The 14,988-nt window shown below is 28.1% G+C and carries 14 protein-coding genes; 8 read left to right on the top strand and 6 right to left on the bottom strand.

What is annotated here, in order from left to right:
- The 4 genes from lptA (at position 1) to mrdA (ending at position 3,748) form a co-directional block, all read left to right on the top strand.
- The gene (lptA, locus tag QML81_RS08830) at positions 1-480 is read left to right on the top strand and encodes a lipopolysaccharide transport periplasmic protein LptA (RefSeq protein WP_281951067.1); all 480 of its coding nucleotides are present in this window, start codon (positions 1-3) and stop codon (positions 478-480) included.
- Positions 480-1,085 carry a ribosome biogenesis GTP-binding protein YihA/YsxC gene (gene yihA / locus QML81_RS08825; RefSeq protein WP_345741177.1) on the top strand — a complete coding sequence of 202 codons (606 nt, stop codon included), beginning with the start codon at positions 480-482 and terminating at the stop codon, positions 1,083-1,085. Before lptA ends, yihA begins: the two co-directional genes overlap by 1 nt.
- Positions 1,086-1,119: 34 nt before the next feature.
- On the top strand, positions 1,120-1,536 hold the full coding sequence (locus tag QML81_RS08820; protein WP_345741176.1) for an N-acetyltransferase: 417 nt from the start codon (positions 1,120-1,122) through the stop codon (positions 1,534-1,536).
- A gap of 418 nt (positions 1,537-1,954) precedes the next feature.
- A complete protein-coding gene (mrdA, locus tag QML81_RS08815; RefSeq protein WP_281951064.1) occupies positions 1,955-3,748 on the top strand; it encodes a penicillin-binding protein 2 in 1,794 nt (597 codons plus the stop codon).
- On the opposite strand, the gene QML81_RS08810 is transcribed toward mrdA, so the two are convergent.
- Positions 3,749-4,681, bottom strand: a complete 933-nt coding sequence (locus QML81_RS08810; protein ID WP_281951063.1) for a calcium/sodium antiporter — start codon at positions 4,679-4,681, stop codon at positions 3,749-3,751.
- A gap of 135 nt (positions 4,682-4,816) precedes the next feature.
- Entirely contained in the window at positions 4,817-5,236 is a 420-nt protein-coding gene (gene ybeY / locus QML81_RS08805; protein ID WP_281951062.1) for an rRNA maturation RNase YbeY, read from the bottom strand.
- Positions 5,237-5,354: 118 nt separating this feature from the next.
- Between ybeY and QML81_RS08800 the strand changes: the two genes are divergently transcribed.
- From QML81_RS08800 to queC, 4 genes are read left to right on the top strand one after another with little or no spacing between them, the layout of a single operon-like run.
- Positions 5,355-7,352 (top strand): methyl-accepting chemotaxis protein, encoded by a 1,998-nt coding sequence (locus tag QML81_RS08800; protein WP_281951061.1) that lies wholly within the window; start codon positions 5,355-5,357, stop codon positions 7,350-7,352.
- The gene (locus tag QML81_RS08795) at positions 7,349-7,918 is read left to right on the top strand and encodes a CheB methylesterase domain-containing protein (protein ID WP_281951060.1); all 570 of its coding nucleotides are present in this window, start codon (positions 7,349-7,351) and stop codon (positions 7,916-7,918) included. Before QML81_RS08800 ends, QML81_RS08795 begins: the two co-directional genes overlap by 4 nt.
- On the top strand, positions 7,911-8,678 hold the full coding sequence (locus QML81_RS08790) for a CheR family methyltransferase (protein ID WP_281951059.1): 768 nt from the start codon (positions 7,911-7,913) through the stop codon (positions 8,676-8,678). The genes QML81_RS08795 and QML81_RS08790 overlap by 8 nt, the downstream gene beginning before the upstream one ends.
- Positions 8,679-8,707: 29 nt before the next feature.
- Positions 8,708-9,376, top strand: coding sequence for a 7-cyano-7-deazaguanine synthase QueC (gene queC, locus QML81_RS08785; RefSeq protein WP_281951058.1), 669 nt, complete (start codon positions 8,708-8,710; stop codon positions 9,374-9,376).
- A 335-nt stretch (positions 9,377-9,711) separates the two neighbouring features.
- Here queC and QML81_RS08780 read toward each other — a convergent pair whose 3' ends face one another.
- The 4 genes from QML81_RS08780 to metG form a co-directional block, all read right to left on the bottom strand.
- The gene (locus tag QML81_RS08780) at positions 9,712-10,803 is read right to left on the bottom strand and encodes a TRAP transporter substrate-binding protein (RefSeq protein WP_281951057.1); all 1,092 of its coding nucleotides are present in this window, start codon (positions 10,801-10,803) and stop codon (positions 9,712-9,714) included.
- A 132-nt stretch (positions 10,804-10,935) separates the two neighbouring features.
- On the bottom strand, positions 10,936-12,093 hold the full coding sequence (locus QML81_RS08775) for a calcium:cation antiporter (RefSeq protein WP_281951056.1): 1,158 nt from the start codon (positions 12,091-12,093) through the stop codon (positions 10,936-10,938).
- A gap of 12 nt (positions 12,094-12,105) precedes the next feature.
- Entirely contained in the window at positions 12,106-13,074 is a 969-nt protein-coding gene (locus tag QML81_RS08770; RefSeq protein WP_281951055.1) for a hypothetical protein, read from the bottom strand.
- A complete protein-coding gene (metG, locus tag QML81_RS08765; protein WP_281951054.1) occupies positions 13,071-14,987 on the bottom strand; it encodes a methionine--tRNA ligase in 1,917 nt (638 codons plus the stop codon). Before metG ends, QML81_RS08770 begins: the two co-directional genes overlap by 4 nt.
- Position 14,988 lies beyond the last annotated feature (1 nt).

The raw sequence follows: 14,988 nt of genomic DNA, 5'->3' as shown, positions 1-14,988 counted from the left end.
ATGAAAAAAATAGCATTATTAATGATACTTTTTTTAATGTCAGCGTTGGCAGAAGATATTGAAATTACATCAAAAAATTTTGAGGCAGATGAGAAAAAACTTATATCAATTTTTACTAAAGATGTTCATATTAAAAAAGGAAAAGATAAAATTGATGCACAAAAAGTGATAGTCTATTTTGATAAAAAAAGAAAACCTGTTAAATATGAGGCGATAAAAAATGTAAAATTTTTTATTGTTTTGGATAATAATAAAACATATGAGGGAAAGGCACAAAAAATTATCTATTTGCCAAATTCTAAAGAGTATATCTTTGAAAAAGATGTCTTTATAGTTCAAATGCCTGACCAAAGAAAAATCTACGGTGAAAAAATAGTTGTAAACAAAAGTAGCGGAAAAGCAAAAGTAGAAGGAAGTGAAACAAAACCTGTTAAATTTATATTTAAAGTTGAAGAAAATTCAACAAAGGCTAAAAAGTGATTAAGGCTGTAAAGGCCGAATTTTTAACTTCTGCTCCATCAATTAAAGATGCTCCTCCTGAGAGTTTTAGTGAAGTAGCTTTTTTGGGAAGAAGCAATGTTGGAAAAAGTTCTCTTTTGAATTCCCTTGTAGATAGAAAAAATTTAGCAAAAAGCTCATCTACTCCTGGAAAAACAAGATTAATAAATTTTTTTGAAATAGAATATAAAGTAGATGATGAAAGGTATCCTTTAAGATTTGTTGATTTACCTGGTTTTGGATACGCAAAAGCTTCAAAATCATTAAAAAATGAGTGGCAAAAAAATTTAACAAATTTTATAAAAAAGAGAGATTCTATAAGAGTATTTGTATTTATAAGAGATGCAAGACATCCAAATTTAAAAATAGATGAGGAGGCAAAAAATTTTATTTTATCCATATTAAGACCAGACCAAAAATTGATAGAAGTTTTTACTAAAATTGATAAATTAAAACAGAAGGATTTTTCAAAATTAAAAAAAGAGCATAATGGTGCAATATTTGTTTCAAATCTGAAAAAAAAAGGAATAGAAGAGCTTAAAAAAGTTATATTGGAGTATATTTTTGGAAAAAAGTTTGAAGATTGAGTTTTTAAAACCAAAACTTTATGATATTGATGAGATGCAGCATGTTGTTAGAAAAGCTGTAGAAGATGGAATTATTTTGCCAAGAAGTGATGATGAGATTGCAACAAATATTAGATCTTACATTGTTGCAAAAATTGATAATAAAATTACTGGTTTTACAGCTCTTCATATTCATACAAAAACATTAGCTGAAATTAGAAGTTTAATTGTTGATGAAAAATACAGAGGTAAAGGAATTGGCAAAAATCTTGTTTTAAAAGCATTGGAAGAGGGGAAAGATCTTGGTGTAAAAGAGGTTTTGTCTCTTACTTATAATAAAGAATTTTTTGAAAAATTAGGATTTATAGAAATTGAAAAAGAAAAAATACCAGAACACAAAATTTGGACAGATTGTATAAAATGCAAGCATTTTCCTATATGCAACGAAATATCGATGATCAAAAAAATATAAGGCATCTAATTGTCTTTATTTTATCAATATTTTATGAAGTCTTAACAACTATATTTCCTTTTTTCCCACCAATGCTTGGATTAGCATTTTGGTTTTTTTTAAATAGCTATAAAGAAAGAAAAAATATTATTTTAATATATATTCTTTTTTATACTTTACTTTTTGAAATAGATCATAATATCCCAATATTTTCAACTTTTTTACTATATCTTTTGCTTTATCCACTATTTTTTAGATTATTTAAAATTATTTCAAATTCAGCCTTATTAAAAATTCTTTCCATAATTTTTTTCTATATATCTTACCCTATGTTTTTATTTTTATTGCATAAAATATTTAATATCGATTTATTTGAGATAGGTTTATACTATATTTATTATATATTGTTAGAAATATTTATTGTTTTGGTTGTGGGATAATGAGACTAAAAATTGTTTTTTATATTTTTATTTTTGTATGGATACTTTTATTAAGTAGATTATATTTTCTTAGTATAAAATCAAATAGCTATTATGAGATTCTTGCAAAACAGAATATGATAAAAACTGAATGGATAATCCCAACAAGAGGAGAAATATTAGATAGAAATTTAAATCCACTTGCAGTTAATAAAATAGGTTTTAAAATTAAAGTAGCACCACATCTAAGTTATAAAAAAAGATATAAAAAATTGGAAAAAAATTTAAAATATATAAAAAAGCTCTTTTCAGAGGTTGATTTTGAAAAGATGTTAAGAAAATATAAAAGAAAAGATTCTCCTTATAATCATGATTTTATAGAGGTAGTTGATTTTTTACCATTTGAAAAAGTCTTGCCATATTATTCAAAACTAAATTTAAATCCAGATATTTTGGTTGAGCCAACATTTAAAAGATTTTATCCAAATGGAGATCTTGCTTCGCATATTATAGGTTATGTTTCAAGAACAAATCCAAAGGAGGCAAAAAAAGATAAAGTTGCTAAAATGGTAGGAATAATTGGTAAAGCTGGAATAGAAAAGTTTTATAATAGATATCTTGAAGGAGAACTTGGTTACAAAAAAGTAAAAGTAACTGCTTTTAATGAAGAGATAGAGACTTTAGAAATAAAAGAGCCTATACAAAATAGAAATCTCATTTTATCAATTGATATTAGATTACAAAAATATATAGAGAAACTTTTTAAGGGAAAGGCAGGGGTTGCTATAGTTATGGGGATAGATGGCGAGATTTTATCTGCTGGAAGTTTTCCCGAATATGATATTAATATGTTTGTATCTGGTATATCAAAAGATAAATGGTTTGAATTGATTTCAGACTTCAATCACCCTTTTACAAATAAACTTATAAATGGATTATATCCACCAGGCTCAACAATAAAGATGGGAGTCGCACTTGCGTTTTTAGATTCGAGAAAGATTAGTGAGTATACTCCATTTTTTTGTAATGGATCAATAGAAATTGGCAAAAGAAGATTTAGATGTTGGAAAACTACTGGTCATGGCGAAACAAGAATGAAAAAAGCTATAAGAGAGAGCTGTGATGTCTATTTTTATGAAGGAAGTTTAAAAGTTGGAATTAATAAAATATCAGATACTTTAAAAAAACTTGGATTTTCAAAAAAAACTGGTGTTGATCTTCCAAATGAATTTATAGGTATTATTCCAAACAAAGAGTGGAAAGAGAAAAAATATAATAGAAAATGGTATATAGGTGAAACAGTAGTTGCTTCAATCGGACAAGGATATGATCTTGTAACTCCTATGCAAATTGCAAGATATACTGCACTTCTTGCTTCAGGAAGACTTCCAACCCCTCATTTTGCAAAAAAATTTGTTGATAAAGATTATAAACCAAAATATGAATATGCACTATCAGATATTCAAAGAAGAAAATTAAAAACTATACAAAAAGCAATGTATGAGGTTTGTAACCATCCAAAAGGTACAGCTACTGCTCATATAGATACAAAAATAAAAATAGCTGGAAAAACTGGTACTGCTCAGGTTGTAGGTATTCCACAAGATGAAAAGAAAAGAATGAAAGAGGATGAATTAAAATATTTCAGTAGATCTCACGCTTGGCTTACTACATATGGGCCCTATAAAAAACCTAAATATATAGTGACAGTATTAGTTGAACATGGCGGTCACGGTGGTAGTGCGGCTGGCCCAATAGTATCTAAGATATATGATAAACTTATTGAACTAGGATATATTAAAGCTGGCCATTAATTATAAATGTACAATTGAGTTATATGCAAAAAGAGCTAAAATTGATAAAAGTGCAATACCTGCAGATTTATTATACATTCTATTTGCAGTTATAAATACTAAAATTACTGATACAACTAAAGCAGTAGAAATATCAAATATATATTTATGAATATCAATTTTAAGCGGATTTACTAAAGCAGCTGAACCAAGAACAACTGTAAAATTTGCAGCATTTGATCCAATAATATTTCCTATACTCATATCAGCTTTTTTATTTATTGCCGCTACTATACTAACTATTAATTCTGGAAGACTTGTACCAAAAGCTATAAGAAATAGACCAATTATCCATTCACTTATTCCAAACTCTCTTGCTATATTTGAGGCACTCTCTACTGCATAATCTGCTCCTTTTACAACAAAAATAAAACCAAGGATTAAAAATATAATAGTTTTACTCCATTTAAATGGCTCTTTTTCTAAATCTTTATCTATCTCTTCACTTAAAAGTGTTGCCTCTTTTGATAAAAATATCAAATATCCAACCATCAATATTAAAAATAAAATTCCCTCAAATCTTGTTATAACTGAATCAAATGCCATTAAAATAAAGACAAAAACTGGTATTAAAGCCCATGTACTATCTTTTGCAAAAATATCTCTTTTTGGAGATATATTTTTTGCTATTAAAAATATTAGACCAAGAACTAATGTGATATTTAATATCACACTTCCTAAAACATTTGCAACAGCCATTTCACTTTTGTGGTTATAACTTGCTGCAATACTTGCTGCCATTTCAGGTAGGCTTGTGCCAAGAGCAACTAATGTTGCTCCGATAACAAATTCAGATATATTAAAATGCAGAGCAATCCTTTCTGACTCTTTTATAATAATATCAGCACCTTTTATAAGTACCGCCATAGATATTATAAATATTAAAAAATCCAAAAATGCTCCTTTTTTAGTTTGACACTGGATATTAGAATTAGATAATGGTAATTAGTTTTTAACTATCACTATCCACTATCACTAATCCCTAATGACTAATGTCTAATATCTAATGACTTTAATTTTCTAACTAACTTAATTCTCATTTCTTATAATTAAACTTTTAGGAAGATGAAATTTTTCAATAATCTCTTTTTCTTTTTCTCTCATCTCACCAGAATCTTTTTCATGATCATATCCTAAAAGATGTAAAAGACCATGAATAAATAAGAGAGCAAATTCCTCTAAAGGAGAGTGTCCATATTTTTGTGCAGCGTCCAAAACTTTATCCAATGATATGACTATCACTCCAAGCATTGATCCAGGAGTATCTTCTAATGGAAAACTTAATACATCTGTTGGTTTATCAATACCTCTAAACTCTTTATTTAATTTTTTTATCTCTTCGTCATCTGTTAAAATTAACTCTATATCTTTTTGGGTTAAAGAATCTGCAATATTTTCAAGGAGTTTTATATCAAACTGATATTCAGTTCTATTATCAAATTCAATCATTTTTAATCCTTAATTTTTTTATAAATTGTATCAAAATAATCTTTAGAATAATGTTGTTTAATTTAATTTAAATATTAAAATAATAAAATATCTATTATCATTTTTTTAAGGATTTTAGATGGGCTTTTTAAAAGATATGACAATTAAAGCAAAACTAATACTTCTTGTTGCAATATCTGTATTTAGTACTGCAATATTATCTTATATATTAATTTCTAATAATTATCATGATTTAAACAAGAATCAAGATATAAAAAGAGAGATTTATCTTGCTATAAAAATTTCAAATCTTGTTCATGAATTGCAAAAAGAGAGGGGAAGGACTGCAGGATTTTTAGGAAGTGGTGGTAAAAAATTTAGCATGGAGATTAAAGAGCAAAGAAAATTAACTGATAAAAGAAAAAAAGAACTTGAAAATTTTATAAAATCTGAAAGCTTTGAAAAAATAAATATTAAAATTAAAAATAGATTTAAAAAAGCAAATAACTTACTTCAAATTATTAATAAAGTAAGAAATAAAATAGACAGTTTCAAGATTAATGCTAAAGATGCCATTAGCTATTATACTAAGATGAATGGGCTTTTTTTAGATACTATAGCTATGGTTTCAAAAAAAGCACATAATGAAAAGCTAGCAAAAGAGTTAATAGCATATACAAATTTTTTACTCTCTAAAGAAAGAGCAGGAATAGAAAGAGCTGTTCTTTCAAATACCTTTGCAAGAGATAAATTTCTTCCAGGTTTTTTTGTAAAATTTATCACTTTAATAAGTGAGCAAAAGTCTTTTTTAAAATCTTTTGAAGTTGCAGCGCCACAAAATTTTATAAATTATTATAAACAGACTTTAAAAGGAAAAGCTGTAGATGAAGTTAAAAGAATGGAAAATATTGCTATAGAAAAAGCAAATATTGGGGGATTCAATATTGATCCATCTTATTGGTTTAAAGAGATTACTATGAAAATAAATCTTTTAAAAAAAGTGGAAGATTATATCTCTAAAGAATTAATAAAAAGTATTGATATTGAAATATCAAAAGAGGAAAAAAATATTTTGATAAATTCAATATACACTATAGTTGCAATATTTATTACACTATTATTAGGATACTTGATAGCATACAGATCTATAAATCTTCCGATATCTAAAATAAGAAATATTCTTGAGGATATTGCACATAATAAAGATTTAACGAAAAAAATAGAGTTAGATACAAAAGATGAGATAGGCGAAATAGCTACAAGTATTAATGAAGTTTTAAGCTCTTCAAAAAATGCTATTATACAAGCAAAAATAGCAGCTCAAGAAGATGCCTCTATAGCAGCAGAGTTAAGCTCTACAGCAATGGAAATAGGAAAAAGAGCAGAAGAGGAAGCAACTATAGTATCTGAAACTACAAATAAAGCTAATGCAACTAAATCCCCGCTAGAAGAGTCTATAAAAAGTTTAGATGCATCTAGCTCAGATATATCTAAAGCTAATGAAAAGCTTGAGAGTACAAAAGAGACTATTCTTAATTTTATAGATATAGTTAAAGAGAGTGCTGAAAATGAGTCTAAAGTAGTTAAAGATCTTGAAAATCTTGTAAAAAGAGCCGATGAGACAAAAGATGTTTTGGATTTAATAGAAAATATTGCTAATCAGACAAATTTACTAGCCTTAAATGCTGCAATTGAAGCTGCTAGAGCTGGTGAGCATGGAAAAGGCTTTGCAGTAGTTGCAGAAGAGGTAAGAAATTTGGCTGAAAAATCTGGCGAACATGTCGAAACTATAAATGAAACTATAAATCGTTTAATCTCTTCAATAAATGAAATTAGCAATTTGATTTCAAATAATGCAAAAGAGTTCGTAAAATTAACTGATTCAGCAAGTAAAGTAGAAAAAGATGTAGATGAAATTACAGAAGTTATGGAAACAACTGTGAATAAATCAAAAGATTCATCAACAAAAATAAAAGAGATTAGTAAAGAGATAGAAGAGATAATCGCTGATATTGATAAAATCAATGAAATATCATCTTCAAATGCAAGAAGTGTTGAAGAGATTGCAACAGCAACAGAACATTTATACAAACAGATTGAAGATTTAAGTAATTTATTGGACCAGTTTAAAACATGAAAATAGTAGCTATTGGTGTTTCTACTGGTGGGCCTTCTATAATAGAAAAAATTATAAAATCTCTTGATAAAAAAATTGATGGAGCAATAGTCATATGTTTACATATGCAGCCTGAAATTATTGAAAATTTTATAAAAAGACTCTCATCAATAACTAAAATCCCAATTTTAATTACTGATAATTTTTTAAATATTCAAAAAGGATATATCTATATTTGTACAGCTCAAAAAGATACAATTTATAAAAATGATAAAGATGAATATTTTATTTTAGCAAATGATAATCACTCATTTTATAAACCAGATATAAATAGATTTTTTCTATCTTTAGCTAAAGAAAAAAAAGATATAAAAAATACTCTTGCAGTTATTTTAACTGGTATTGGAGAAGATGGTGTAGAGGGACTATTAATGCTAAAAGAAAAGGGGGCTAAAACTATTGCTTCAAATAAAGAGAGTTCTGTTGTATATGGTATGCCAAGGAGAGCAAAAGAGTTAAATGCATGTGATGAAGTTCTCTCTCTTGATGAAATTATAAAAGAGATAAAAAGATTTTTAAATGACTAATTGCCTTATTAATATTTTAAAACTTTTTAAAGAAAGAACTGGAATTGTATTTGAGAGTAGATTAAATATTTTAGAGCAAAAAATCATTAGATTTTTTAAGGATTTAAATTTTTCTAATTGTGAGCTATTTTATGAGGAATTAAAAAGTAATGATGAGCTTTTCCAATATTTTACAAACTTTTTAACTGTTTCTGAAAGCTATTTTTATAGAGAAATTAAACATTTTGAATTTGTAGTGGAAAAGATTAAAGAAAATAGATCAAAATCATATAAAATTTTATCTCTTCCTTGTGCTAGTGGAGAAGAACCTTACACTCTTTTGATATTTCTTTTAGAAAATAATATAGAGAATTTTGAAATAATAGGTGCAGATATAAATTCAAAAGTATTAGAGATAGCAAAAACAGCAATCTATCCAAAAAGAAGAGTTATGTATGTGCCTCAAAATATATTAGAAAAATATTTTGAAAAATTGGGCAATAGTTATATGCTCAAAGATGAATATAAAAAAAATATAAAATTTATTCAACAAAATATATTTGATCATTCAATTTATAGTATCGGAAAATTTGATTTTATATTTTGCAGAAACCTATTTATCTATTTTGATGATGAAAAAAGAGAAGAAGCTTTAAAGATTTTTAGAGATTTGCTACATTTAGGAGGATATCTAATATTGGGACATGCTGATATTGTAAAAAATATAAAAGGTTTTGAAAAAGTTAAATATAATGGATTGCAAATTCTTAAAAAAATTTGATAAAATCACAATAAAAAATTGGGATTTAAATGAAAAAAGCAGTATGTATAATTAGCGGTGGAATGGATAGTGCTGTAGCTTCATATATAGCAAAAAAAGAAGGGTATGAGATAATTGCATTACATTTTAATTATGGACAAAGAACTGAAAATAAAGAGCTAAAATGTTTTAGAGCAATTTCAAATAAATTAAGTGCCAAAAGTTATGAAATAGACCTTCCTTTTTTTAAACAAATTGGAGCCTCAGCATTAGTTGATAAAAATATAGCTGTACCAACTGAAGGGATTAAACCTGGTGTTCCGGTAACCTATGTACCATTTAGAAATGGTATATTTTTAAGTATTGCTGCTGCAGTAGCTGAAAAAGAGGGAGCAGAAGCAATTTATATAGGAATTGTTGAAGAGGATAGTAGTGGCTATCCAGATTGTAAAGAGAGTTTTATAGAAGCAATGACAAAAGCTATAAATCTTGGAACTAAAGATGAAACAAATATAGAGATAAAAACTCCTCTTATACATCTTCATAAAGAAGATATTGTTAGTAAAGCATTAGAGCTTGATGTACCGCTTGAACTTACATGGAGCTGTTATCAAGCTGAAGATGAGGCTTGTGGTGTTTGCGATAGCTGCAGATTAAGACTAAAAGGATTTGAAAAAGCTGGAGTAAAGGATAAAATACCATATAAAATTAGTCATTAGTCATTAGACATTAGTCATTGGGAATTGGGAATTAGGAATTTGGAATTAGTTTTCCTTCAACCTTCAGCCTATTCCACTTTACAGCTTATTTCCCCACTCATCATACTCGCCATACTTACCATATTCAACACACTCAACTAATCTAACCACAAATCTTCATTCGCTTTGCTCATTTGATTTGCTTCAAGGTAAACCAGCTGTTCGTATGCTCAGACACGAAATTCCTTGAATTTCGGCTTCGCATATACTCTCGTCTTCGCTCGGGTACAGACAACAAGCAGTTGTTGTCTTAAAGCTTCGCTTTACCCTCGCTCACTTACCATACTTACCTAAAATTACGATCTCATTCTTAAATAGTTTTTTAAACTTATATTTGTCCATTTTCTATTTTCCATCCAAAAAGGCTCAATTTTTTCCCAAACCATTTTAAAATCTTTGCTTTTTTCACTTTGCTCGCTTATTACTTTTATAAGAGCTTTTTTTGCTTCATCTATAATTTCCTCAGGCCAATCTTTTAATATAACACCATACTCATTTAATTTTTTCATTGCTTTTGCATTTTGAGCTTGAAAATCATAAACCATTGTTGCATTTAACTCATTAGCACAAGAATTAATTATCGCTTTTATATCATTATTTAGCTTATCCCAGAATTTTTTATTAAAAGTAAGCTCTAAAACACTTCCTGGCTCATGAAAACCACTATAATAAAACTTTGCTACTTTATAAAAACCCATTTTTATATCAAGAGCTGGTCCAACCCACTCAGTAGCATCTATAACACCTCTTTCAAGAGCTGTATATATTTCACCTGCAGCAATATTTATAGGATTTACTCCAAGTTTTGCCATAACTTCTCCACCAAGGCCAGGAATCCTCATCTTTAAACCTTTTAAGTCATCAATGCTTTTTATCTCTTTTCTAAACCAACCTCCCATTTGAACACCAGTATTTCCTCCAAGAAGAGGGTAGAGGTTGTATTTGGCGTATAACTCTCTCCAAATATTAAGTCCCTCTCCAAAAAGCATCCATGCGCCCATTTCATCTGATGTAAATCCAAAAGGAAAGCCACCAAAAAGGCTAAAAGCAGCATTTTTTCCTTTCCAGTAATAGGGCCCTGAGTGAAAAGCTTCAATTTGGCCACTGCTACAAGCATCAAATACGCCAAGAGCAGGGACCAGTATATTTTTTGGAAATACTTTTATCTCAATTTCACCATCACTTGCATCTTCTACTTTTTTAGCAAATCTATTTACTCCCTCTCCCATAATAGGAAAATTAGCCGGCCAGCTTGTACAAAGTTTTATCTCAATTTTTCTCTTTTTTGAGATATTTACTGAGCTATAGTGTTTTTCTTCTCTTTTGCAACCAGAAAGAATAGATGCTGTAGCAATAGCTGTAGTTGTTAGAAAAACTCTTCTTTTCATAGTGACCCTTTTAAGTATAAAATAGTTGTGTAGTTAAAAAGGTTAAAATGGTCGAGTAGTTAAAAAAGTCGAGTAATAATGAAATAAAAACCACTCAACTACTCAACCAATCAACCAATCATCCATTCAGCATCAATAAAGTGCTGCAATGACTGCAAAACATGAAAAAAGCATTAAATGTGAAATTCCTTCAATATAGTTTGTTTCACCATCATCTGTTGTTTTCCAAGCTAGTATTACAGTAAATATCAAAGCACCTATTTGTAAAGAGTTAAAATCTAATGTAAAATGGATATGATTTATATATGCTAAAAACATAAGTATTGGAACAGTTAACAAAATAGATACCGTTGATGCCCCCATTGCAATGTTTATAACTCTTTGAATCTGGTCATCTTTTGCAGCTTTAATTGCAGTAAAAAGTTCAGGAGATACACTTATTATAGCTATAATTAAACCTGCGAGCCCAGTCGAGATTCCAAGTTCTTTAAAAACGGGCATACCATCAGTGGCAAATATTTCAGCAACAAAACCAACGTATAGAATCAAAAGAAATATTATAAAAAGGTTTAAAAAATTAGGAAATTTATCAAAAATATAGTGTTCCTCTTCTTCCTCTTCTTCTCCAATTTTTCTTTTCATTCTCATTATTCTACTTCTTGCAGTTGATTTAAAAAAGTGAGAGTGAGTTTTAGTTTGAAAAATATATATAATTACGTAAAAAAGAATAAGCATAACCGATATTATTACACTAGCCTTAGTTAATTTTTCTTCAGGATTATCTGAAAATTGTAGTAAGCTTGGAACTAAAAGTGCAAGTGCTGAAACAAATAAAATTGTTGTATAAGTACTTGATGTATCTTCATTATGCTCTTGCTCTTTGAAAGCAAGTCCACCTACAAAAACAGCAAGTCCAAGCAATACATTCATATCAACAATAACAGCAGATATTATTCCACTTTTTACAGTTGCTAAACTCTCAACTGTAGAATGTCCTTCTCCATTTAAAATCATAAACAATAGTAAAATTTCAACTGCTACTGCACTAAATGTTAATACAAAACTACCATAAGGCTCTCCAAGTCTTTCAGCTAAAATTTCTGCAATTTCTGAGATTGTGACTGAGAGTGCCCCTATTGATATAGCAGCTAAAATTGTACTGGTGTAAGTTAAACCTTTTGTATGAGATAAAAAAGCAAGAATTCCAAAAATAATACCAAAAAAGATGTCCCAATATGCAGAAAACAGGTCAGATAAATGAAGGGATGAGGGTTTATCTGAAGATTCCAATGTATTTACTCCTTAAAAAAGTGTTTTTTGATTTTTAATTTGTGAAAAATTTTTTAATTTAAAGTCTTTAATTCCAATTAATGCAAAATTATAGTTCAAATTGTACAAAATTTCATATATTTTATCAAATTCATTAATGACTAAAAAATTGTTATCTATGTATTTTGGGCTTATAAAAATTTTTTTTGCCCATTTTGCATTATTTTTTAAAAACTCTTTTTCTCTTTTTAAAAGTTTTTCATTAGTTTCAACTATTATAACTCTATCACTTTTACCAAATTCCAATTGATTTAAATATTTATCAACAAAATATGGTTTAAAATGGGGAAAATTTTCAAGATTTTTAAAACTATATAAGATATTAAACTCTTCAAAAATTGATAGAACCTTTTTTAATTCATCAATAAAAATTGGTGATATTTGGACTCTTTCAAAATATTTTTTATTGAATACAAAAGATATTTCAAAAAGATATCTATTTATTATTTTTATCTCTTTTGTTTTATTTAAATTATAAATATCTAAAGCCAATCTTTTTAATAGCTCTTTATCTTTTAAGAAAATCAGTTTTGGGCTATTTTGATAAAAATTTATCAATGAATCGATAAAATCATCTTCAATAAATAGTATTTCACTGTTTAATAATAAATTTTTTGCAAGTTCAAATTCAATATCTGTTACTAAAAAAAGAGGTATTTGCTCTTTTATTATTAAAAATCTTAATAGTTTTAATGCAGCATTTTGAAGATTATCAACTTTTATCCAAGCAATCTCTTGGTCAGTTATTTGAGTCCACCCTTCAAAAACAATAGCATAAGCTCCATTTTTTATAGCAATCTCTATTTCATTTTTATCTTTTGCAAAAAATAGATCACCTCTTTTTATTAAATTTACATCGAAAGTAAAATTATTTATAACAGATATTTCAGGAGAGTTTTTCAACTCTCCGCCAATAAGAAAAATAAGATTTTCAATTCTCATTTAACTAAAGTTCCAGGCTTTTTTCTTTTTTGAGGTGAAATAAGAGTTAAACCATCTTCATCTTTAGCAGCTAAAATCATTCCTTCACTTAAAATCCCCATGAGTTTTGCAGGTTTTAAATTAGCTACAACACAAACTTGCATATCTATAAGATCTTGAGGATTATAGTACTCTTTTATGCCAGCAACTATCTGCCTTGGCTTTTCTTCACCAAGATCAACCATAATTTTTAGAAGTTTTTTGCTTTTTGGAACTTCAACTGCTTCTAATATAGTACCTACTTTTATTTCTACTTTTAAAAAGTCATCAATTGAAATTAAACCTTTTTCTTCTTTAGTTTCTTTTTTTGCCTCTTTTTTAGGCTCCTTTTTTGTTTCTTGCATTAATGGTTCTTCAATTTTTGGAAATAGAGGTGGTATTTTTTTAATTGTAAAATTATTTAAATATTCAAAATTCTCTATATATTTTTCAAAACTTTCTTGGTTTATTTCAAAATCAAGAGCATCTGCAATTTTAGAAGAGGTTTTAGGCATTATAGGATAGAGTAAAATCGCACATTTGGCTAATATATTTGCAACTAATGATATTGTTGCCATAGCTTCATCTGTTTTTCCTTCTTTCATTTTACTCCATGGAGCATAAAAGTCTATAGATCTGTTTGCAATAGATAGAGTTTTCCAAAGCTCTTCTAGATAACGATTGAATTTCATATCATAGATATATTTTTCTAATGATTGAGTTATATTTTTTATCTCTTCAATCTCTTTTTTATGGTATTTTTCTAAATCAGAGCTTTTAATTTCATAATCAAAATATTTACCACTCATCCCTATTATTCTATTTAACAGGTTTCCAAGGTCATTACTTAGATCACTATTTATTCTATCAATTAACGCTCTTTGACTAAAATCTCCATCTTGACCAAAAGGAACTTCTCTTAATAAGAAATATCTAAAATTTTCTAATCCATAAGCATCTGCTACTTTTTTTGGATCAACAACATTTCCTTTTGATTTGCTCATCTTTTCGCCATTTCTTGTCCACCAGCCATGAGCTGCTATATGTTTTGGCAAAGGAAGGCCCAGGCTCATTAGAAATGCTGGCCAATAAATTGCGTGAAATCTTAAAATATCTTTCCCAACAAGATGGTAATCAGCCGGCCAATAATGCATTAATTTTTCATCAGTTCCATACCCTAAAGCAGTTATATAGTTTAAAAGAGCATCAAGCCAAACATACATAACATGTTTTGGATCATTTATGGATTTAGGAAGTTTTATCCCCCAATCAAAACTTGTTCTTGTAATAGATAGATCATTAAGACCAGCTTCAACAAATCTTATAACTTCATTTTTTTTAGATTTTGGTAAAATTGGATCCGCCTCTTCATACCATTTTAGTAGATCCTCTTGATATTTTGAGAGTCTAAAAAAATAGCTTTCCTCTTTTACAATAGTTGTAACTTTTCCACAATCTGGACAAAATTCACCCTCTATCAATTGAGATTCAGGAAAAAACGCTTCACAGCTGATACAATAATGCCCTTCATATGTACCTTTATATATATCTCCTCTTTCATACATAATCTCAAATGCTTTTTGAACACCTATAATATGCTCTTTATCTGTTGTTCTTATAAATTTATCATAGCTAATATCAAAATAGTCCCAAAGCTCTTTAAATTTAGCACTTATCTCATCAGCATATTCTTTTGGAGTTTTTCCTTTTGCTTTTGCAGATTGTTCAATCTTTTGTCCATGTTCATCTGTACCTGTTAGAAAAAATGTATCATATCCTCTTAGCCTGAAAAATCTTGCAGCACTATCTGCTATTATTGTTGTGTAAGCATGACCAATATGTGGAACATCATTTACATAATATATAGGAGTAGTTATATACATCTTTTTTTGCATA

Origin of the sequence: Nitrosophilus kaiyonis (assembly GCF_027943725.1) — a bacterium.
Classification (GTDB): domain Bacteria; phylum Campylobacterota; class Campylobacteria; order Campylobacterales; family Nitratiruptoraceae; genus Nitrosophilus_A; species Nitrosophilus_A kaiyonis.
This window is presented reverse-complemented; position numbering and strand designations above follow the sequence as displayed.

What these genes read in the sequence shown, in the direction of transcription:
- ybeY (WP_281951062.1), bottom strand. Translation starts at nt 5,236, where the DNA reads ATGATTGAATTTGATAATAGAACTGAATATCAGTTTGATATAAAACTC.
- lptA (WP_281951067.1), top strand. Translation starts at nt 1, where the DNA reads ATGAAAAAAATAGCATTATTAATGATACTTTTTTTAATGTCAGCGTTG.
- mrdA (WP_281951064.1), top strand. Translation starts at nt 1,955, where the DNA reads ATGAGACTAAAAATTGTTTTTTATATTTTTATTTTTGTATGGATACTT.
- QML81_RS08800 (WP_281951061.1), top strand. Translation starts at nt 5,355, where the DNA reads ATGGGCTTTTTAAAAGATATGACAATTAAAGCAAAACTAATACTTCTT.
- QML81_RS08820 (WP_345741176.1), top strand. Translation starts at nt 1,120, where the DNA reads ATGCAGCATGTTGTTAGAAAAGCTGTAGAAGATGGAATTATTTTGCCA.
- QML81_RS08795 (WP_281951060.1), top strand. Translation starts at nt 7,349, where the DNA reads ATGAAAATAGTAGCTATTGGTGTTTCTACTGGTGGGCCTTCTATAATA.
- QML81_RS08770 (WP_281951055.1), bottom strand. Translation starts at nt 13,074, where the DNA reads ATGAGAATTGAAAATCTTATTTTTCTTATTGGCGGAGAGTTGAAAAAC.
- QML81_RS08790 (WP_281951059.1), top strand. Translation starts at nt 7,911, where the DNA reads ATGACTAATTGCCTTATTAATATTTTAAAACTTTTTAAAGAAAGAACT.
- QML81_RS08780 (WP_281951057.1), bottom strand. Translation starts at nt 10,803, where the DNA reads ATGAAAAGAAGAGTTTTTCTAACAACTACAGCTATTGCTACAGCATCT.
- metG (WP_281951054.1), bottom strand. Translation starts at nt 14,987, where the DNA reads ATGCAAAAAAAGATGTATATAACTACTCCTATATATTATGTAAATGAT.
- queC (WP_281951058.1), top strand. Translation starts at nt 8,708, where the DNA reads ATGAAAAAAGCAGTATGTATAATTAGCGGTGGAATGGATAGTGCTGTA.